The sequence below is a fragment of the Pantoea sp. SIMBA_079 genome, assembly GCF_046940275.1.
GTDB lineage: Bacteria > Pseudomonadota > Gammaproteobacteria > Enterobacterales > Enterobacteriaceae > Pantoea > Pantoea borealis.
Genome location: NZ_JAWRYR010000016.1, coordinates 1 through 17,558, shown reverse-complemented (window position 1 = coordinate 17,558; position 17,558 = coordinate 1). Strand labels below are relative to the sequence as shown.

Here is a 17,558-nt window from a genome sequence, read left to right as displayed (position 1 = left end):
TTAATGGCCACGCTCAGAGGCGTACGGTCGAGATAAACTGTTTCAGTTCGGCGGTCTGCGGCTGCGCAAACAGCGTTTTACTGCTGCCCTGCTCCCATACCCGCCCCTGATGCATAAATACCACCCGGTCGCCCACGTCGCGGGCAAAATTCATTTCATGCGTCACGAGGATCAGCGTCATCCCCTCTGCTGCCAGCTGTTCCAGTACCTTCAGCACCTCTCCCACCAGCTCCGGATCGAGTGCGGAGGTGATCTCATCGCAGAGCAGCACTTTTGGCTGCATCGCCAGCGCCCGGGCGATCGCCACACGCTGCTGCTGCCCCCCGGAGAGGCTGGCCGGGTAGTAGTCCAGTCGCTCACCCAGCCCCACTTTTTCCAGCATCTTTGTTGCCAGCACCCGGCACTCTGCGGCGCTTTTTTTCAGCACGCGCCGTGGTGCCAGCATGACATTCTCCAGCGCGGTCATATGAGGAAAAAGATTGAAGTTCTGAAACACCATGCCGACCGAACGGCTGATTTCACGCGCCTGAGACTCACGATGCGTAATGGTCATGCCGCCCAGTTTAATGCTGCCCTCCTGGTAGCCCTCCAGCCCGTTCATGCAGCGCAGCAGCGTGCTCTTACCGGAGCCGCTGCGGCCGATAATGGAGATCACTTCGCCATTATCGATATCCAGATCAACCCCTTTCAGGACATGATTTTCGCCGTAGTATTTCTGAACCTGATTAATGGTGATGAGCGGCATGGAATTTTTTCTCCAGGTACTGGCTGTAGCGCGACAGCGGGTAACACATCAGGAAGTAGCCAAGCGCCACCAGGCCAAACACTTTAAATGGCTGATAGGTGACGTTGTTTAAAATGGTGCCGGCTTTCGTCAGCTCGATAAAACCGATAATGGAGGCCAGCGCGGTGCCTTTGATCACCTGCACCGCAAAGCCCACCGTGGGCGCAATGCCGATGCGGATCGCCTGCGGCGCCACGACGCGGCAGAGCGTCTGACCGAAGTTCAGGCCGAGACAGCGTGATGCCTCCCACTGACCTTTTGGCAGCGCGCGTATGCTGCCGTACCAGATATCCAGCAGAAAGGCGCTGGTATAAAAAGTCAGCGCCAGTGAGGCGGCGGTCCACGGCGCCACATCCACGCCAAACAGCCCGACGCCAAAAAAAGCGAGAAACAGCTGCATCAGCAGCGGTGTACCCTGAAACAGCGCGGTATAGCCCTGAATCAGCCGCGTCAGCCATGGCTTTTTCAGCAGGCGCAGCAGCAGCAGCGGCAGTGTCACCAGCGTGCCGCCGGCGAAGGCCACCAGCGACAGCAGCAGCGTCCAGCGGGCTGCCAGCAGCAAATTGCGCAGAATGTCCCAGTCGGTAAATGTCGTCATGCCGGCTCTACTCCAAACCACTTACGCCCCAGCGCCAGCAGCAGCTGACGCATCGCAACTGACAACGCCAGATAGAGCAGCGTGGTCACCAGGTAGACTTCAAAACTCAGAAACGTGCGTGACTGAATCAGGTTGGCCGCAAAGGTCAGCTCCTCATAAGAGACCTGCGACACCACCGATGAGCCGAGCATAACGATGATGCACTGGCTGACCAGGGCCGGATAAATGCGCTGCAGCGAGGGCGGCAGCACCACGCGCACAAAAGTCTGCATCCGGCTTAAACCCAGCACGCGCCCCGCCTCCCACTGCCCTTTCGGCGTAACCTGGATCCCGGCGCGGATGATCTCTGTGCTGTAGGCGCCGAGATTAATCAGCATCGCCAGCAGCGCCGCTTCTCCGGCGGTGAGTTTTACCCCCAGGTTCGGCAGGCCAAACACGATAAAAAACAGCTGCACCACAAACGGCGTATTGCGGATCAGTTCCACATAGACACCCCAGAGGCGGCTGGCCCAGCCCGGCCTGCCGCTGCGCAGCGCTGCGCCGACGATCCCGAGGCTGACGCCACCCAGCGTAGCCACCACCGTAAGCTGCACGGTAACCCACAGCCCGGCCAGCAGTTCCGGCCAGTACGGCCAGAGTTCAGCAAAATTAAGCTGCGCCATTATTCAGGCACCGAGCGAGGCAGGCAGCGGCGCTTTCAGCCACGCTTCCGAAAGCTTATTCAGCGTACCGTCCTTAATCCCCTGTTCAATCAGCGTATCCACTTCTGCTTTCAGCGCCGGCTCATTCTTCTTCAGGCCAATAAAGCAGGGAGAGTCTTTCAGCATAAACTGCGCCACCGGCGCTTTCGCCGCGTTCTGCCGGGTGATGGCCGCCACCACCAGATTGCCGGTTGCCACATACTGCACCTGACCGGAGAGATAAGCAGAAAGCGTGGTGTTGTTATCTTCATAACGCTTCACCTGCGCATCTTTCGGCGCGGCTGCGCTCAGCACCATATCTTCTACGGCGCCGCGCGTAACGCCGATCGATTTGCCGCTCAGGGCGGCGGCATCCTTCAGCGCCTCACCTTTCGGCCCGAACACCCCGAGGAAAAAGGGCGCATAGGCGCGACTGAAAGCGATGACTTTTTCCCGTTCCGCATTTTTACCCATGCTGGAGATCACCAGATCGACTTTATCCGTCTGCAGATAAGGCACGCGGTTGGCACTGGAGACCGGCACCAGCTGCAACTTCAGTTTCATCTGCTTAGCAAGGTAGCGCGCCATATCGATATCATATCCCTGCGGCTGCAGATCGGTGCCCACTGATCCAAACGGCGGGAAATCCTGCGGCACCGCGACGCGGAGCACTCCGCGCTTTTGAATATCCTGCAGCTGATCGGCCTGCGCACTACCCGCCTGAACCAGTAAAAGCGCCGCACCCGCTACCGCCAGTAAAATATTTTTCATTGTGCACCCCGGTGTGTTGAATATGAAACAAAAGATTCTTATCAACAGTATGTGCAACTAATGTGCCAACCACAGCGGCGCGAAGGAACCGCTATACAACCGGTGCTGAACCCTTAACAGCAGAGATAAAACGGGTAAAATGCGATTTGTTTCAGAGAACCAAAACGGTGCGACGCACTGTTTCAGTGCCCGTTATCGGTGTTCCAGCTCATCCAGATGCTGATAGAGATCGGCGATCTGATGAATACGCTGCCGTCCCTGCGCCAGGGTCTCATGCAGCAGCGCATTCGCCAGCAGATTCACCAGGCTCATGGCTGAAGCGTAGCTGTCAAAGGCAGAAACGCTGTCCAGCGGCGCGCAGAGCTGCCAGCGTGCCACGCCCTGAATACCCTGCGCCTGCGGCTCCGAGAGCGCCAGCAGCGGAATATCACGCTGCTGCAGCTGCTGCATCAGCGGACGCAGCAGGCGCGGACGTCGCCGGAACGCCATGACCACCACCATATCGTCCGGGGTAATATCCACCAGCTCTTCGCCCAGCGTCTGCCCCGGCTGCGGCAGCAGTACCACATGAGCACGCGCCTGCAGCAGCTGCTGGCGCAGGTGCAGCGCCACCGGATACGCGTTACGCATACCGACGATAAAGACGCGTTTTGCGCTGCCCAGCGCGGCGATGACGTCACTTAGCTGCTGACTGTCGATACGGTTGATCCACTGCGTCAGGTTTGCCATCTCCTGCTTATAGTGGCGCGCCAGCAGCGTATTCCCCTGCACCGCGTCGCGGTTATCGGTGAGTGGCATTCCGCTCTGCCGCAGGGTACGCAACTCATCGCGCATATCTTTATATTTTTCATAGCCAAGACGCCGGAACAGCCGGCTTACCGTTGCCTTGGAGACGCCGCTGAGCCGCGCCAGCTCGGCACTGTTGTAGCTGATCAGATCATCAAAATGATCAAATACAAAGTCAGCAATGCGCTGCTCCTGAGGCGACAGCTGAGCGTACTGGCTGCGCAAGCGTTCATCGAGTTGTTTCATGCGTTGTCCTGTAACTTTCGTTTCACCCTGCTCTAGCATAAATCGATCCAGCGCCTGCCGACAGAAAAAGTGGAACAGCTCTTGCTTATGTTTCAGCAGGGAATGTTGTCGCGCAGCGGGTTTTGCTGCTGCGACGGATTCAGGTGAGCAGAATATCAGCTGAGAGCACTTATGATTCAGAGCAACATGGCCCCGCAGGGCATGGTCGTCACCCCTCATCATCTGGCGAGTGAAAGCGCTCTCGCCATGCTGCGCGACGGCGGAAGCGCACTCGAAGCGATGGTGGCCGCTGCCGCAACCATTGCAGTGGTCTATCCGCATATGAACGGGCTGGGCGGCGACGGCTTCTGGCTGGTGGTGCCGCCGGAGGGAGAACCCATAGCGATTGATGCCAGCGGCGCAGCTGGCTCGCTGGCGTCAGTGAGTTTTTATCAGGGCCGGCAGACGATCCCGCATCGCGGACCGGAAGCAGCGCTGACCGTGGCCGGCACCGTCAGCGGCTGGCAGGAGGCGCTGACGGTGTCACAGGAGCTGGGCAATGCGCCGCTGCCGCTGCACCGCCTGCTGCGCGATGCCATCCGGTATGCCGCCGACGGCATACCGGTTACCGCCTCGCAGGCCGCTGCCACCGCTGCAAAAGCGCCTGAACTGCAACATCAGCCCGGCTTTGCCGCCACGTTTATGCCGGAGGGCCGGCCGCCACAGCCGGGCAGCCGCTTTACCCAGCCCGCGCTGGCGGCCACGCTCAGCCAGCTGAGCGAAGAGGGGCTGGAGAGCTTTTATCGCGGCCGGCTGGCGCAGACGCTGGCTGATGATATGCACACGCTGGGTATGCCGGTCACGCTTACCGATCTGCAGCAGCATCGTGCCCGGCGCTGTACTCCGCTTCACCTGGCGCACAGCGAAGGCGATATCTGGAATATGACGCCGCCGACGCAGGGGCTGGTGTCGCTGGCGATCCTCGGGATTACCGATCGCCTGAACATGGCGCAGGCTGATGAAGCCCAGACGCTGCACCGGATTGTGGAGGCCACCAAACAGGCGTTCAGCCTGCGTGACCAGCACATCACCGATCCGCGCCACAGCGATACCGACGTGCAGGCGCTGCTTGATACCGGACATCTTGCCAGCCTTGCCGCCAATATTGATGACCACCGCGCCGCGCCGTGGGGCACCGGCCGTGGCCCGGGCGATACCGTCTGGATGGGCGCCATCGACAGCAGCGGGCTGGCAGTCTCGTTTATTCAGAGTATCTATCATGAATTTGGCAGCGGCGTGGTGCTGCCTGGCAGCGGGATCACCTGGCAGAATCGCGGCGCGGCGTTCAGCCTGCAGCCCGATCACCTGCTGGCCCTGCTGCCGGGCAAGCAGCCGTTTCACACGCTTAATCCTGCCGCCGCCCGCCTGAAGGATGGCCGGGTCATGGTGTATGGATCAATGGGGGGAGATGGTCAGCCGCAGACGCAGGCGGCCATTTTTACCCGTCACGTCATTCAGGGAATGCCGCTGCAGCAGGCGGTCAGCGCGCCGCGCTGGCTGCTGGGCCGCACCTGGGGCGAAGCCTCTGATTCACTCAAACTGGAAGCGCGCGTGGCGCCGGAAACGGTGGCCCGGCTGCGTCTGCTGGGCCATCAGGTGGAGCTGCTCTCTGACTTCAGTGAAGTAGTGGGCCATGCGGGCGCCGTGGTGCGCCACACCAGCGGCATGCTGGAAGGCGCTTTCGATCCGCGCAGCAACGGCAGCGCAGCCGGTTTTTAACAGGAGATACTGATGACTGAACCCGCAGAGTGGGCGAATTATGTTGCTCAGATGGAGCAGATCCTGGCACTGGATCTGAATGACGCACGTCGTGGCGAGCTGCAGCTGCAGCTTAGCCGGATCGCTGCTATGGCCGCACCGCTGATGGCGCTGTCGCTGGACGATCGTCTGGAAGTCGCCGGGGTATTTCAGCCATGCGCCTGACGTCCTTATCGATTGCAGCGCTGCAGCGTGCGCTGCAGCAGGGTGAAATCGCCGCCGCTGAGATTGCCCGCCATACGCTGGCGGCGATTGAGCAGCATAATCCGGCGCTTAACGCCTGGACGGCGATCACCGGGCAGCGCATGCTGCGCGAAGCTGAAGAGCTTGACCGCCAGCGCCTGCGCGGCGAAACGCTGCCGCCGCTGGCGGGTATTCCTTATGCCGTAAAAAATCTATTTGATGTAGCCGGCCATACCACGCTGGCCGGCGCCAGCCTGTTCAGCACGCGTGCGGCGGCGCGTACAGACGCCTGGGCGGTCAACCGGATGCGCGAATCGGGCGCGCTGCTCTCCGGTATGCTGAATATGGATGCCTACGCCTATGGCTTTACCACTGAAAACAGCCACTACGGCGCCACCTGCAACCCGCGCGATGTCACGCGCATCGCCGGTGGTTCATCCGGTGGATCCGCCGCTGCGGTGGCCGCCGGACTGGTGCATTTTTCGCTCGGCAGCGATACCAACGGCTCTATCCGCGTACCGGCATCGCTGTGCGGGATCTTCGGCCTCAAGCCCACCTTTGGCCGCCTGTCGCGCAGCGGTACGCAGCCGTTTGTCGCCAGTCTCGATCATATCGGCCCGTTTGCCCGCTCGGTTGAGGATCTCAGCCTGGTGTATGATGCGCTGCAGGGCCGCGACGCCGGGGATGCGTTTCAGCTGACGCGGCCGCCGGAGCCGGTCAGCGATCGCCTGCAGGCCGGCAGCGACGGGCTGCGCTGCGCTGCGCTGGGCGGTTTTTTTACCACCTGGTGTAACGATGAGGCGCGCAGCGCGGTGGCACGCGTGGCGCGGGCGCTGCAGGCAGAAGAAGAGGTTGTCATGCCGCAGTCTGAGCTGGCGCGCGCCGCCGCATTTATCATCACGGCAGTGGAAGGCGGCAGTCATTATCTGCCCGCCCTGCGCAGCCAGCCGGAGCAGTTTGAACCTCACTCGCGTGAGCGCCTGCTGGCCGGCGCAATGCTGCCTGCTGCCTGGTACGCGCAGGCACAGCGCTTTCGCCGCGGCTTTCAGCAGCAGGTGCTGTCGCTGTTTACGCATTATGATGTGCTGCTGGCACCCGCCACGCCCTGCAGCGCCACGCTGATTGGCCAGCAAAACATCACGCTCAAAGGTGAGTCGCTCTCTGCCCGCGCCACTATGGGTATGCTGACCCAGCCCCTCTCGTTTGCCGGTCTGCCGGTCTGCAGCGTGCCGATGGAGACGGCCGGGGGCCTGCCAATTGGCGTGCAGCTGATTGCCGCGCCGGGCAATGAACACCTGGCGCTGCGCGCCGCCTGGGCGCTGCAGCAGCAGGGCCTGACGTACGATCAACCGACTCTGATGGATAGTTAATAATGACAATGGACAGGATTAATGACCCGGATACCGTTGCCGCCGTGACCGCTGCGTTTTATCGCTATGAGCTGGCGCTGACGGGCAATGATACCGCAACGCTGGATGCGCTGTTCTGGCACGACGCACGTACCGTCCGGCTGGGTGCGGGTGAGAATCTGTATGGTATTGAGGCCATACGCGCTTTTCGCGCAGCCCGTCCGGCGGCCGGACTGGATCGTACGCTGCGCAATACGGTGATCACCACCTTTGGCGATGATTACGCAGTGTGCAGCACCGAATTTACCCGCGAAGGTACAGCGCGTATCGGGCGGCAGCAGCAGACGTGGGTGCGACTGCCGCAGGGGTGGCGCATTGTGGCCGCGCAGGTCAGCCTGATGAGTGAGTAAGCACCTCCGCCCTTACCCCCTGCGGTGAGGGCGTCATCACGGCGCGGGATGTACCGCCATCCAGTGATCGGCAATCTGCTGGCGGGTACAGATCCACACCCTCTCATGCTGCTGAATGTGGTCAAGAAAACGCTGCAGCGCGCGGAATTTTCCCGGACGCCCCAGCAGACGGCAGTGCATGCCGACCGACATCATTTTCGGGGCGCTCTCTCCCTCTTCATACAGCACATCAAAGGTATCACGCAGGTAGCTGAAGAAGTGTTCCGCGGTGTTGAACCCCTGCGCCGTGGCAAAACGCATGTCGTTGCACTCCAGCGTGTAGGGGATGATCAGATGCGGTTTGACCGTGCCATCCTGCCGTGTGACCTGGGTCCAGAACGGCAGATCGTCGCCGTAATAGTCGCTGTCATAGCTGAAGCTGCCCTGCTCCACCACCAGCCGGCGGGTGTTCGGACTATCCCGCCCGGTGTACCAGCCCGTCGGCGTTTTGCCAAACAGCTCTGTCAGCACGTCAACCGCCTGCTGCATATGCTGACGTTCAGTTTTTGCATCCATTCCCTGATAGTGGATCCAGCGCCAGCCGTGGCTGACCACGTCATAATCTGCTGCTTTGATCGCGGCGACTATTTCCGGATGCCGCGCCAGCGCCATCGCCACGCCAAATACCGTCAGCGGCAGACCGCGCTTCTGAAACTCATGATGAATGCGCCAGAAACCGGCACGCGATCCATACTCATACAGAGAATCCATCGACATGTGGCGATCGGCGTAGCTGGCTGCGCCAATGATATCGGACAGGAACTGCTCCGAACCGGCATCGCCGTGCAGCACGTTGTTCTCTGCGCCCTCTTCATAATTGAGTACAAACTGTACCGCGACCCGGGCGTTATCGGGCCACTGCGCATGCGGCGGCTGGCCGCCATAGCCGATCAGATCGCGCGGATAATTTTTGTTGAAGCTGTACTCTTTCTTTTCAGATGCGTCATTCATTCAGTCAGTTCCTGTTGTCACACCTCAGCCAGACCTTAGTTTAGGTGCTGAAAGGCACCGCTGAGGGGTTTTTGCAGCGGATAAGCGAGATCGCCATGCTTGCTGGTGCCTAAGCCAAGCGCCACCAGCGCCTCTATCATTTTCACCGCCGCGCTGACGCCATCGATCACCGGCATACCCAGCTCGCGGGTCAGATCCTGCGCCAGCGACGCCATACCGCCGCAACCGAGCACAATCGCACCGCTGTTATCTTCACGTTTTGCCTGAATGCAGCGCGCCCGGACTTTCTCCTGGGCCACGCCGCTGCCATCCTCCAGCGCCAGCACCGGCAGATCAATCGCGTGCAGCGCCGCACAGTGGTGCGTAAAGCCATACTGCTGCAGTAAATGGCGGGCGATCACCAGCGTGCGCGGCAGCGTGGTGACAATCGTAAAGCGCGTTGCCACCAGCGTGGCGGTATGCATTGCGGCTTCGGCAATGCCGATCACCGGACCGCTGGCCAGCTCGCGCGCTGCCAGCAAGCCAGGATCGCCAAAGCAGGCAATGACATGACCGCTGGCCCCCTGCGCTTCGCCGCGCTTAATCTGCTCCAGCACGCCGATCGCGGCTATCGCTTCATCAAAATGCCCCTCTATTGAGGGCACGCCCTGCTGCGGACAGACCGCCAGAATGTCCGTGCCCGGTGCCGCCACAGCGCGGGCGGCGGCCCCCATGGTTTCGGTCATTGCCAGACTGGTATTGGGGTTGATTACCTGAATCAGGCTCATGATACGGCTCCTTTATGACCGGCAAATAACCGGCTGAAATCGGGCAGCGTTTCACCGCTGCGCTCAAAGTGCAGGCTGGAAACAATATGGTCGAAGTGGTGTGACAGCGCCTCAGTCAGCGCCGGCAGCGCCCGCTGGCGCAGCAGACTGACCAGCCTGTCGTGATGATCGCAGCGACAGCCGTGCTGCCACGGAGCCCCCCAGGCGGCGATGACCAGCGATGAGCGCTGAGTCAGGCGCGTAAGGATATCGGTCAGAACCTGATTGCCGGATATCGCCTGCAGCTGGATGTGAAATGCAGCGGAAAGGCGAATGGCGGCCGCGCCATCATTCTGCTCATGCGCCTGCTGCTCCTGCGTAATAATTGCCTCCAGCGCCGCGAGGTGTGGCGATTGCAGATGCGCCAGTACTCCGGGCAGATTGGCACACTCCAGCATACTGCGCGTGGCAAAGATATCGCGTGACTCCGCCACATCCGGCGTACTGACCTGTGCACCACGTCCGGGCGACAGCGTGATCATCTGCACCGCCGCGAGGCGCTGCAGCACTTTGCGAATGCCGGTACGGCTGACGCCAAACACCTCTGCCAGCGCCTCTTCAGGCAGCTTGCTGCCGGGCGGAAGCTGGTGCTCAACGATGGCATTCAGTAATGCCTGGAAGATCGCTTCATCTTTTTCAAAGGGCACAGCGCGGGGCTTCACCCCGGATTCATGCTTCATTACCTGCTCCGGAAAATAGCTGACTGCCAGATATCGTATACATTGCTATCATTTTTTGTATACAAAAAATCACTTCTGGCCTGGATCCTGCAGTACCTCTCTAAACGGTGAATATTTTCCCCATCATGGTGAGAGGAGCAGGTTTCATGCCAATTCATACTGAAGTGACGCCGGCGCAGGCTGATGCCCGCGCGGCCTATAGCCCGCGTCTGTGTAATGAAGATCTGGCACCAACGCGCCAGCAGAACTGGACGTGGTACAACATCTTTTCTTTCTGGATGTCGGATGTGCACAGCATGGGCGGCTATGTGGTCGCCGCCAGCTTTTTTACGCTGGGACTGGCAAGCTGGCAGGTGCTGCTGTGCCTGCTGGCCGGGATCGGTATCGTGCAGCTCTGTGCGAATCTGGTGGCGAAACCCAGCCAGATGGCGGGCGTGCCCTATGCGGTGATCTGTCGTCAGGCGTTTGGCGTATTCGGCGCCAATATCCCGGCCGTGATCCGCGGGCTTATCGCCTTTGCCTGGTATGGCATTCAGACCTATCTGGCAGCGAATGCGCTGATGCTGGTGCTGCTGAAGTTTTTTCCGGCGCTCAATAGCATGACGCAAAGCAGCTGGCTGGGGCTGTCGCTGCTCGGCTGGTGCTGCTTTGGCATCATGTGGCTGCTGCAGGCGATGGTGTTCTGGCACGGTATGAATGCTATTAAGCGCTTTATCGACGTGGCGGGTCCGGCTGTTTACGTCGTCATGGTGGCGCTGGCGGGCTGGATTGTATACAAAACCGGCCTGGCGGGTATTTCGTTTACGCTGGCCAGTAAATCACTGAGTGCCGGCGAACAGACCTGGCAGATGATCACCGCCACCGCTCTGGTCGTCTCCTACTTTTCCGGGCCGCTGCTCAATTTTGGCGACTTTTCCCGTTACGGTAAAAACATGGGCGAAGTCCGTCGCGGCAACCGCTGGGGATTACCGTTTAATTTCCTGCTGTTCTCCGTGGTTACGGTAGTGATTGTCTCCGGCACCCAGTCGCTGTTTGGCAGAATGATCACCGACCCGATTGAGACGGTGAGTATGGTGGGCAATGACCTGGCCGTGGCTATCGGCCTGCTGACGATGATCACCGCCACCATTGGTATTAATATCGTGGCGAATTTTGTGTCACCCGCCTTTGATTTCTCTAACTGCTCCCCACAGAAGATCAGTTTCCGCACCGGCGGCATGATCGCCGCAGTGGGCTCTGTGCTGCTGACGCCGTGGAATCTGTTTCAGTCACCTGAGCTTATCCACTATACGCTGGATGTGCTGGGCTCGTTTGTGGGCCCGCTGTTCGGTATCCTGATTGCGGATTTTTATCTGATTAAAGGCGGTAGCGTGAGCGTTGATGACCTGTTTAACGCCACGCCGCAGGGACGTTACTGGTACCGCAACGGCTTTAATCCCAAAGCGATCGCGGCGCTGCTGCCGGCGGTCGGGATCTGCCTGACGATAAGTTTTATTCCGGCGCTGCATGCGGTAGCTAACTTCAGCTGGTTTATTGGCGTGGCGCTGGGGGCAGGCTGCTATCGCTGGCTGGCGCGGGCAGAACGGGTCGTACCGGTCTCGTATCGTCCGGAAGCGACGCTGCAAAAAGAGGGTGTATAGTGCTGGCTGAATAGCAGAAAGCAAAAAGCCGATTCATTTCTGAATCGGCTTTTTTAAATAGATTGGCGGAACGGACGGGGCTCGAACCCGCGACCCCCTGCGTGACAGGCAGGTATTCTAACCAACTGAACTACCGCTCCGCGCTTTGTTCCCCGTCGGGAACGAGGCGCATATTAATGGCAGCCCCCTCCCCCGTCAACGCTTTTTATATCAAAATGACACGTTTGCCGCTTTTTTCAGCTCGCCGCTGTTTTTAGCAGCAAAATCAGTGCATCAGACGCGCCACAGACAGCTGCCACCTTTTTTTGTAACCAGATCGAGGCGGCTTTCGTGCGCCATGACTTCTTCATCACTGGCATTAATCACGCGCAGGCCTGAACCGGGACGGCTGATACGCTGAATATGCTCCCCTTCAGCCTGATTACGCTGGTCGCCCTCCATGGAAAATGCCAGCGACGTCTGGCCGCCGGTCATAGTCAGGAAGACTTCCGCCAGAATTTCGGCATCCAGCAGTGCGCCATGTAGCGTACGTTTGCTGTTGTCGATTTCATAACGGTTGCACAACGCATCCAGGCTATTACGCTTGCCCGGAAACATTTTACGCGCCATCGCCAGGCTGTCGGTGATTTTGCAAAAGCTTTCAGTTTTGCCGATATCACGCTGCAGCATGCCAAACTCATAATCCATAAAGCCGATATCAAACGAGGCGTTATGGATCACCAGCTCCGCTCCGCGAATATAGTCGAGAAACTCATCGGCTATCTGCGCAAAGGTGGGCTTGTCGGCCAGAAACTCATCGGCGATGCCGTGAACACCAAACGCTTCCGGGTCCACCAGCCGGTCGGGCCTGAGATACATATGGAAGTTGTTGCCGGTCAGGCGACGGTTGATAACTTCAACCGCACCGATTTCAATGATGCGATGCCCCTCATAATGTACCCCGATCATGTTCATGCCGGTGGTTTCAGTATCAAGGACAATCTGGCGGTTATTTGCAGTGATCATAGGGCTCGTTTTGTGTCAGACTTGGCGTTTTTTCAGAGGGAAGTCTACCAGAGATGCGCAAACAGGTAGAAATTTTCACCGACGGTTCCTGCCTCGGCAATCCGGGACCGGGCGGCTATGGGGCTATTGTACGTTATCGCGAGCATGAAAAGTTATTCAGCGCGGGTTACCGACTCACCACCAATAATCGCATGGAGCTGATGGCGGCCATCGTCGCATTAGAGGCGCTGACGCAGCCGTGCGACGTGGTCATCAGCACAGACAGCCAGTATGTCCGCCAGGGCATTACCAGCTGGATCCATAACTGGAAAAAGCGCGGCTGGAAAACCGCTGATAAAAAGCCGGTTAAGAATGTCGATCTGTGGCAGCGTCTGGATACGGCACTCAGCACCCATACCATTAAGTGGGAGTGGGTGAAAGGACATGCCGGCCATCCTGAGAACGAACGCTGTGACGAACTGGCGCGCAGCGCTGCCGGTCATCCGGCGCTGGAGGACATTGGCTATCAGGTTGCATCCTGATCCTGTGTTTCCCGAAACTGGCGCGTAGCATTCACCACCGGACGCAGCTGCGCACTGCTGCGCGCCGTTTTCATTTTAGCAGGCGTAAGCGGGAACGTGCGCTTGCGGGCAACCACAATGTTCAGACACCCCAGAGCCGGGAGATGCGCACTGATCATTCTGCCGCCCTGCCGGTGCCACGGCACGACCTGAAAACGCGTGCGGTACACCACTTCATAATTCAGCAGACTCAGCCAGTCCAGCAGACGCACCTGACTGAACATCCTGCTGTTCCAGGGCGCTCGCCGGCTCAGACCCGGAACCGCTTTGCCGATCCCCAGCAGGCTGAATGGATTGAAGCCGCTGATAATCAGCCAGCCATCATCAATCAGCACTCTGTCTACTTCGCGTAAAACGCGGTGCGGATCCTGTTCCCATGCCAGCGTGTGCGCCAGCAGGCAGGCATCAATTGATTTAGACTCAAACGGCAGCTGAGAGACGCTGGCGATCACCTGCAGTGCGTCGCCCTCACTGCCAACATTGACCTGATGAGATATGGCACACTGACTGGTATTGATTTCTGCGCTCAGGCTGCCAATTTTTAGCATATGGAAGCCATAAAGCCTCGCCAGCCAGGGCTGCAGCTGCTGGGTTAACGCATCGCGAAAGTACTCTCCCCAGGGCATATCGTTCCAGGTGCGCGGCGCGGTCAGGATCTGGCGTGTTTTCGCTGGCTTCATGCTCTACCATCTTCCTTTAAGACAACCAGAGAGGTGTTTATGAATCTTACCAGTATTCCCGCATTAACGGATAACTACATCTGGACGCTGACCGATGACGCCGGCAACTGCCTGATTGTTGACCCTGGTGAAGCCCGGCCGCTGATTGAAAAAATCGAAGCCAACCGCTGGACGCCGGTTGCTGTTCTGCTGACGCATCATCATCAGGACCACACCGGCGGAGTTGCTGAACTGCTGCAACGCTATCCGCAGCTTGAGGTTTACGGACCACAGGAAACGGCAGCCAAAGGCGCACAGCATATTGTGCAGGAAGGTGAGTCAGTGACGCTTCTGGGCATGCCTTTTCAGGTCATCGCCACGCCAGGTCACACTTTAGGACATATCTCATATTACAGTGAACCTTATCTTTTCTGTGGCGACACAATGTTTTCAGGTGGCTGCGGACGCCTTTTCGAAGGCACAGCTGAACAGATGTTTGATTCTTTTCAAAAGCTTAATGAATTACCTGCCGATACGCTTATCTGCTGCGCACATGAATATACTTTATCTAACATGAAGTTTGCTGCTGCAATTTTACCCCATGATCCGAAAATTCTGGCCAGATATCAGGAAATTAAGGATTTACGGGCGGAAAATCGCACTACTTTACCGACAAAACTGGCACTGGAACGTGAGATAAATTTATTTTTACGTACACAAGATGCTGATTTACAAAAAGCTTTAGCAATTAATGTGGAATCTGCCCCGTTATGGCAGACTTTTGCTGAATTGCGTAATAAGAAAGACCAATTTTAATTTTTTGGGTTGTGTTGTGCCGGTACGTCACGTATAGTTGCTCGTCTTTTAAGCGAACTACTGACACACACATGAAGGCTAAAGCGATATTATTACTCGCCTCAGTCTTGCTGGTCGGATGTCAGGCCTCACGGAATGATGCCAATATCCCCGCTCAGCATGCACAGAGCCTGTCTTCAGCTGGTCAAGGTGAAAATGGAAAGTACGGAAATCGCTTGTTGTCGCCGCGCTGGCAAGATGATGGAACCAGCCTCGCAGAAGACACCGATCTCTGGAATCTCATTAGTGACGAGTTGAAGATGGGGATCCCGGAAAATGCCCGGATCCGCGAACAGAAAACAAAGTTTTTAAAAAATAAGAGCTATCTCCACGATGTAACATTACGGGCAGAGCCGTACATGTACTGGATTGTCGAGCAGATACAGAAACGTAAAATGCCGATGGAACTGGTACTGCTACCCATAGTGGAGAGCGCTTTTGACCCTCACGCAACCTCCTCCGCCAACGCCGCAGGCATCTGGCAGATTGTTGCGCAAACGGGCAAAAATTATGGTCTGAAACAGAACCGCTGGTATGACGGACGCCGTGATGTGGTGGCCTCAACCAAAGTAGCACTGGATATGATGCAGCGTTTGAACCAAATGTTTGATGGCGACTGGCTACTGACCGTAGCAGCCTATAACAGCGGTGAAGGGCGCGTGTTGAAAGCGATGAAGCAGAATAAGGCACGCGGTAAGCCGACTGACTTCTGGCATTTATCACTGCCGCGCGAAACAACCATTTATGTCCCGAAAATGCTGGCCTTAAGCGAACTGCTTAAGAACAACAAGCGTTACGGTATTAAACTGCCCACTCCTAACGAAAGCCGCGCGCTGGCGCGTGTGGAAGTAGGACAGCAGATGCAGTTAACCCAGGCTGCAGAGATGGCGGGCATGTCACTCAGTAAACTGAAGACATTTAACGCCGGGTACAAAAATGGCACGACTGCGCCAAATGGACCGCACTACATTATGGTGCCTAAGTCCAACGTGGCAAAGTTGCGTAACTCTCTGGCCTCCGGAGATATCGCCTCCGTGCAGCCCGTTGAACTGGCTAAAGCCAGTGCAGCCGGTAACAGCTATACCGTACGTAAAGGCGACACGCTATCCGGTATCGCCAGTAAGCTGGGCGTCAGCATGAGCTCGCTGAAACAGCAGAACAATCTGCGCAGTGCAGCAGTCCGTATCGGTCAGACCCTCACGGTTAGCGGTACGACAGCGGCCTCGCAGCTGGCAGATAACGGCAACAGCATCACCTACCGCGTTCGTAAGGGTGATTCTTTTGCCAGTATTGCAAAACGTCACGGTGTAAATACGCAGGACGTAATGCGCTGGAACAGCGACGCGAAGGATATACAGCCGGGTGATAAGCTCACTCTGTTTGTTAAGAATAGCGCAACGCCAGATACCTGATGCATTGAAAAGGCTGACATTTGTCAGCCTTTTTTCTTTATCAGCACCGCACTATTTATAGCAGTGCCCGCCAGATCAGTATGTCTTATCATCACAGAAAGGTGCGTTTAACGTGCAACAGTGACGGGACTGAATTCTACCAGTAACGGGTTGTGATCGGAGGCCCGGGTAACCAGCACCGCTGCTTCACTAACTTTCATATCCCGGTAAAAGACAAAGTCGAGCGGCCGGCCAAACGCTTTACGCCGGTGATCGTCTGTAAACGTCACTTCACGCAGAGACATAGCGCGCGCAAAGCGATAAAGCGCGTTCATGCGCTGACGACTCCATGCATTGAAGTCTCCTGCCATTATCACCGGGCCACGGTGATGCTGGATCTGCTCCCCTATGGGCCCCAGCTGCTTACTGTAGACGTCCACACCCAGACTGAAATTGACCGCATGGATGTTCACTACCATCAGCATATCGCCGGTTGGCAGAGGATACGCGGTAACCAGCGCAGATTTTGCCAGCCGCAGCAGCGGCTCGCGCTCGCGCAGCGGGCAGCAATAGACCGGATGCGCAGAGGCCAGCGTCATCACCCCTGAGGGGTGCTGAGGCAGAACAAAAGCGGGTACCTGATCGGCTGCCAGATAGTTACTGGTGGCAAACCGGATCAGTTCAGGCGTGGTTTGTGCTTCCTGCAGGAGGACCAGATGGGCGTCGCGACCGAAACCCTGCAAGACCGACATCCAGTCAGCACGCTGCTGTTTGAAGATATTCCATACCAGCACCCGCAAGGTGGGATCGGCCGGCAGCGGCTCCCCCGGCGGCAGGCCCTGACCAAGATGCAGCATAGCGCCCGGCGGAAAAATTCTCTCCGCTGGCTGGCCTGCTATATAGCGCATTGCATAGGTTTTCTTTCGCACTTTACCGCCTGGCTGATAACAACAAAGAGTTCACACTGACTGTTATAGGGATTTTAGCGCGGGGTTTCAATTCGTGGTATCGAATGTCGGAATTCGCCTCACAGCAATGCGTCAGAATGCCGGAGGATAAAAAGGGAAAATGAAAAAGCCCTGACTTTAACAGTCAGGGCTTCTCAATATAGTGGCGGAACGGACGGGGCTCGAACCCGCGACCCCCTGCGTGACAGGCAGGTATTCTAACCAACTGAACTACCGCTCCACCGATTCTTTACTGCCCTCAGGAACGCGCCTGAAGCCAGGTGTTTCGCCCTCACCGCGTCACCGGGAGGTCACGACCAGAATGTCTGGTCTTAATTGGATGTCTGGCAGTTCCCTACTCTCGCATGGGGAGACCCCACACTACCATCGGCGCTACGGCGTTTCACTTCTGAGTTCGGCA

The 17,558-nt window shown here is 57.8% G+C and carries 19 protein-coding genes, 2 tRNA genes and 1 pseudogene; 9 read left to right on the top strand and 13 right to left on the bottom strand.

What is annotated here, in order from left to right:
- Positions 1-13: 13 nt before the first annotated feature.
- The 5 genes from SB719_RS16880 to hpxU all read right to left on the bottom strand — a co-directional run bounded on the left by SB719_RS16880 (position 14) and on the right by hpxU (position 3,865).
- Positions 14-745 carry an amino acid ABC transporter ATP-binding protein gene (locus SB719_RS16880; protein WP_065650047.1) on the bottom strand — a complete coding sequence of 244 codons (732 nt, stop codon included), beginning with the start codon at positions 743-745 and terminating at the stop codon, positions 14-16.
- Positions 726-1,382, bottom strand: a complete 657-nt coding sequence (locus tag SB719_RS16875) for an amino acid ABC transporter permease (RefSeq protein WP_065650048.1) — start codon at positions 1,380-1,382, stop codon at positions 726-728. The genes SB719_RS16880 and SB719_RS16875 overlap by 20 nt, the downstream gene beginning before the upstream one ends.
- Positions 1,379-2,047: an amino acid ABC transporter permease gene (locus tag SB719_RS16870; RefSeq protein ID WP_065650049.1), complete on the bottom strand. Its 669-nt coding sequence runs from the start codon at positions 2,045-2,047 to the stop codon at positions 1,379-1,381. The genes SB719_RS16875 and SB719_RS16870 overlap by 4 nt, the downstream gene beginning before the upstream one ends.
- Positions 2,048-2,833, bottom strand: a complete 786-nt coding sequence (locus SB719_RS16865) for a transporter substrate-binding domain-containing protein (RefSeq protein ID WP_065650050.1) — start codon at positions 2,831-2,833, stop codon at positions 2,048-2,050.
- A gap of 192 nt (positions 2,834-3,025) precedes the next feature.
- Positions 3,026-3,865 (bottom strand): MurR/RpiR family transcriptional regulator HpxU, encoded by an 840-nt coding sequence (hpxU, locus tag SB719_RS16860; RefSeq protein ID WP_065650051.1) that lies wholly within the window; start codon positions 3,863-3,865, stop codon positions 3,026-3,028.
- A gap of 171 nt (positions 3,866-4,036) precedes the next feature.
- Between hpxU and SB719_RS16855 the strand changes: the two genes are divergently transcribed.
- Genes SB719_RS16855 through hpxZ form a run of 4 tightly spaced genes read left to right on the top strand, consistent with a single transcriptional unit; the run spans position 4,037 to position 7,604 of the window.
- The gene (locus SB719_RS16855) at positions 4,037-5,623 is read left to right on the top strand and encodes a gamma-glutamyltransferase family protein (RefSeq protein WP_412159499.1); all 1,587 of its coding nucleotides are present in this window, start codon (positions 4,037-4,039) and stop codon (positions 5,621-5,623) included.
- 12 nt (positions 5,624-5,635) lie between these two features.
- A complete protein-coding gene (gene hpxX / locus SB719_RS16850) occupies positions 5,636-5,827 on the top strand; it encodes an oxalurate catabolism protein HpxX (protein WP_065650053.1) in 192 nt (63 codons plus the stop codon).
- Positions 5,818-7,215 carry an AtzE family amidohydrolase gene (locus SB719_RS16845; RefSeq protein WP_412159498.1) on the top strand — a complete coding sequence of 466 codons (1,398 nt, stop codon included), beginning with the start codon at positions 5,818-5,820 and terminating at the stop codon, positions 7,213-7,215. Before hpxX ends, SB719_RS16845 begins: the two co-directional genes overlap by 10 nt.
- Before the next feature lie 2 nt (positions 7,216-7,217).
- Positions 7,218-7,604 carry an oxalurate catabolism protein HpxZ gene (gene hpxZ / locus SB719_RS16840; RefSeq protein ID WP_292972641.1) on the top strand — a complete coding sequence of 129 codons (387 nt, stop codon included), beginning with the start codon at positions 7,218-7,220 and terminating at the stop codon, positions 7,602-7,604.
- Between the two features lie 36 nt (positions 7,605-7,640).
- Here the strand turns inward: hpxZ and puuE are convergent, their stop codons facing one another.
- Genes puuE through SB719_RS16825 form a run of 3 tightly spaced genes read right to left on the bottom strand, consistent with a single transcriptional unit; the run spans position 7,641 to position 10,080 of the window.
- Positions 7,641-8,594, bottom strand: a complete 954-nt coding sequence (puuE, locus tag SB719_RS16835; protein WP_065650056.1) for an allantoinase PuuE — start codon at positions 8,592-8,594, stop codon at positions 7,641-7,643.
- A 35-nt stretch (positions 8,595-8,629) separates the two neighbouring features.
- Positions 8,630-9,361 (bottom strand): allantoin racemase, encoded by a 732-nt coding sequence (gene hpxA / locus SB719_RS16830; protein ID WP_065650057.1) that lies wholly within the window; start codon positions 9,359-9,361, stop codon positions 8,630-8,632.
- Complete coding sequence (locus tag SB719_RS16825) at positions 9,358-10,080, bottom strand: GntR family transcriptional regulator (protein ID WP_292972645.1); 723 nt, start codon at positions 10,078-10,080, stop codon at positions 9,358-9,360. Before SB719_RS16825 ends, hpxA begins: the two co-directional genes overlap by 4 nt.
- 146 nt (positions 10,081-10,226) lie before the next feature.
- On the opposite strand from SB719_RS16825, the gene SB719_RS16820 reads away from it, so the two are divergent.
- Positions 10,227-11,720, top strand: a complete 1,494-nt coding sequence (locus SB719_RS16820; protein WP_293005029.1) for an NCS1 family nucleobase:cation symporter-1 — start codon at positions 10,227-10,229, stop codon at positions 11,718-11,720.
- A gap of 63 nt (positions 11,721-11,783) precedes the next feature.
- On the opposite strand, the gene SB719_RS16815 is transcribed toward SB719_RS16820, so the two are convergent.
- Positions 11,784-11,860, bottom strand: a tRNA-Asp gene (locus SB719_RS16815).
- Positions 11,861-11,993: 133 nt separating this feature from the next.
- Complete coding sequence (dnaQ, locus tag SB719_RS16810; RefSeq protein ID WP_349919431.1) at positions 11,994-12,674, bottom strand: DNA polymerase III subunit epsilon; 681 nt, start codon at positions 12,672-12,674, stop codon at positions 11,994-11,996.
- Between dnaQ and SB719_RS16805 the strand changes: the two are divergent.
- Together SB719_RS16805 and rnhA are read left to right on the top strand one after the other, a co-directional pair.
- A pseudogene (locus tag SB719_RS16805) lies at positions 12,668-12,721 on the top strand (hypothetical protein); the annotation flags it as partial. The gene dnaQ and the pseudogene SB719_RS16805 sit on opposite strands and share 7 nt — an antisense overlap.
- Positions 12,722-12,778: 57 nt before the next feature.
- The gene (gene rnhA, locus SB719_RS16800) at positions 12,779-13,246 is read left to right on the top strand and encodes a ribonuclease HI (RefSeq protein ID WP_065650061.1); all 468 of its coding nucleotides are present in this window, start codon (positions 12,779-12,781) and stop codon (positions 13,244-13,246) included.
- Here rnhA and SB719_RS16795 read toward each other — a convergent pair.
- The gene (locus tag SB719_RS16795) at positions 13,231-13,965 is read right to left on the bottom strand and encodes a class I SAM-dependent methyltransferase (RefSeq protein ID WP_304235466.1); all 735 of its coding nucleotides are present in this window, start codon (positions 13,963-13,965) and stop codon (positions 13,231-13,233) included. The two genes, rnhA and SB719_RS16795, sit on opposite strands and share 16 nt — an antisense overlap.
- 39 nt (positions 13,966-14,004) lie before the next feature.
- Between SB719_RS16795 and gloB the strand changes: the two genes are divergently transcribed.
- Together gloB and mltD are read left to right on the top strand one after the other, a co-directional pair.
- Positions 14,005-14,760: a hydroxyacylglutathione hydrolase gene (gene gloB / locus SB719_RS16790; protein ID WP_065650063.1), complete on the top strand. Its 756-nt coding sequence runs from the start codon at positions 14,005-14,007 to the stop codon at positions 14,758-14,760.
- Positions 14,761-14,831: 71 nt separating this feature from the next.
- The gene (mltD, locus tag SB719_RS16785; RefSeq protein ID WP_065650064.1) at positions 14,832-16,211 is read left to right on the top strand and encodes a murein transglycosylase D; all 1,380 of its coding nucleotides are present in this window, start codon (positions 14,832-14,834) and stop codon (positions 16,209-16,211) included.
- 107 nt (positions 16,212-16,318) lie between these two features.
- Here the strand turns inward: mltD and SB719_RS16780 are convergent, their stop codons facing one another.
- Both SB719_RS16780 and SB719_RS16775 read right to left on the bottom strand, forming a co-directional pair.
- A complete protein-coding gene (locus tag SB719_RS16780; protein WP_065650065.1) occupies positions 16,319-17,119 on the bottom strand; it encodes an endonuclease/exonuclease/phosphatase family protein in 801 nt (266 codons plus the stop codon).
- Between the two features lie 182 nt (positions 17,120-17,301).
- Positions 17,302-17,378, bottom strand: a tRNA-Asp gene (locus SB719_RS16775).
- Positions 17,379-17,558: the final 180 nt, after the last annotated feature.

What these genes read in the sequence shown, in the direction of transcription:
- SB719_RS16855 (WP_412159499.1), top strand. Translation starts at nt 4,037, where the DNA reads ATGATTCAGAGCAACATGGCCCCGCAGGGCATGGTCGTCACCCCTCAT.
- SB719_RS16825 (WP_292972645.1), bottom strand. Translation starts at nt 10,080, where the DNA reads ATGAAGCATGAATCCGGGGTGAAGCCCCGCGCTGTGCCCTTTGAAAAA.
- SB719_RS16880 (WP_065650047.1), bottom strand. Translation starts at nt 745, where the DNA reads ATGCCGCTCATCACCATTAATCAGGTTCAGAAATACTACGGCGAAAAT.
- SB719_RS16820 (WP_293005029.1), top strand. Translation starts at nt 10,227, where the DNA reads ATGCCAATTCATACTGAAGTGACGCCGGCGCAGGCTGATGCCCGCGCG.
- SB719_RS16865 (WP_065650050.1), bottom strand. Translation starts at nt 2,833, where the DNA reads ATGAAAAATATTTTACTGGCGGTAGCGGGTGCGGCGCTTTTACTGGTT.
- SB719_RS16875 (WP_065650048.1), bottom strand. Translation starts at nt 1,382, where the DNA reads ATGACGACATTTACCGACTGGGACATTCTGCGCAATTTGCTGCTGGCA.
- dnaQ (WP_349919431.1), bottom strand. Translation starts at nt 12,674, where the DNA reads ATGAACATGATCGGGGTACATTATGAGGGGCATCGCATCATTGAAATC.
- rnhA (WP_065650061.1), top strand. Translation starts at nt 12,779, where the DNA reads ATGCGCAAACAGGTAGAAATTTTCACCGACGGTTCCTGCCTCGGCAAT.
- puuE (WP_065650056.1), bottom strand. Translation starts at nt 8,594, where the DNA reads ATGAATGACGCATCTGAAAAGAAAGAGTACAGCTTCAACAAAAATTAT.
- hpxZ (WP_292972641.1), top strand. Translation starts at nt 7,218, where the DNA reads ATGACAATGGACAGGATTAATGACCCGGATACCGTTGCCGCCGTGACC.
- gloB (WP_065650063.1), top strand. Translation starts at nt 14,005, where the DNA reads ATGAATCTTACCAGTATTCCCGCATTAACGGATAACTACATCTGGACG.
- SB719_RS16845 (WP_412159498.1), top strand. Translation starts at nt 5,818, where the DNA reads ATGCGCCTGACGTCCTTATCGATTGCAGCGCTGCAGCGTGCGCTGCAG.
- SB719_RS16795 (WP_304235466.1), bottom strand. Translation starts at nt 13,965, where the DNA reads ATGAAGCCAGCGAAAACACGCCAGATCCTGACCGCGCCGCGCACCTGG.
- hpxU (WP_065650051.1), bottom strand. Translation starts at nt 3,865, where the DNA reads ATGAAACAACTCGATGAACGCTTGCGCAGCCAGTACGCTCAGCTGTCG.
- hpxA (WP_065650057.1), bottom strand. Translation starts at nt 9,361, where the DNA reads ATGAGCCTGATTCAGGTAATCAACCCCAATACCAGTCTGGCAATGACC.
- mltD (WP_065650064.1), top strand. Translation starts at nt 14,832, where the DNA reads ATGAAGGCTAAAGCGATATTATTACTCGCCTCAGTCTTGCTGGTCGGA.
- hpxX (WP_065650053.1), top strand. Translation starts at nt 5,636, where the DNA reads ATGACTGAACCCGCAGAGTGGGCGAATTATGTTGCTCAGATGGAGCAG.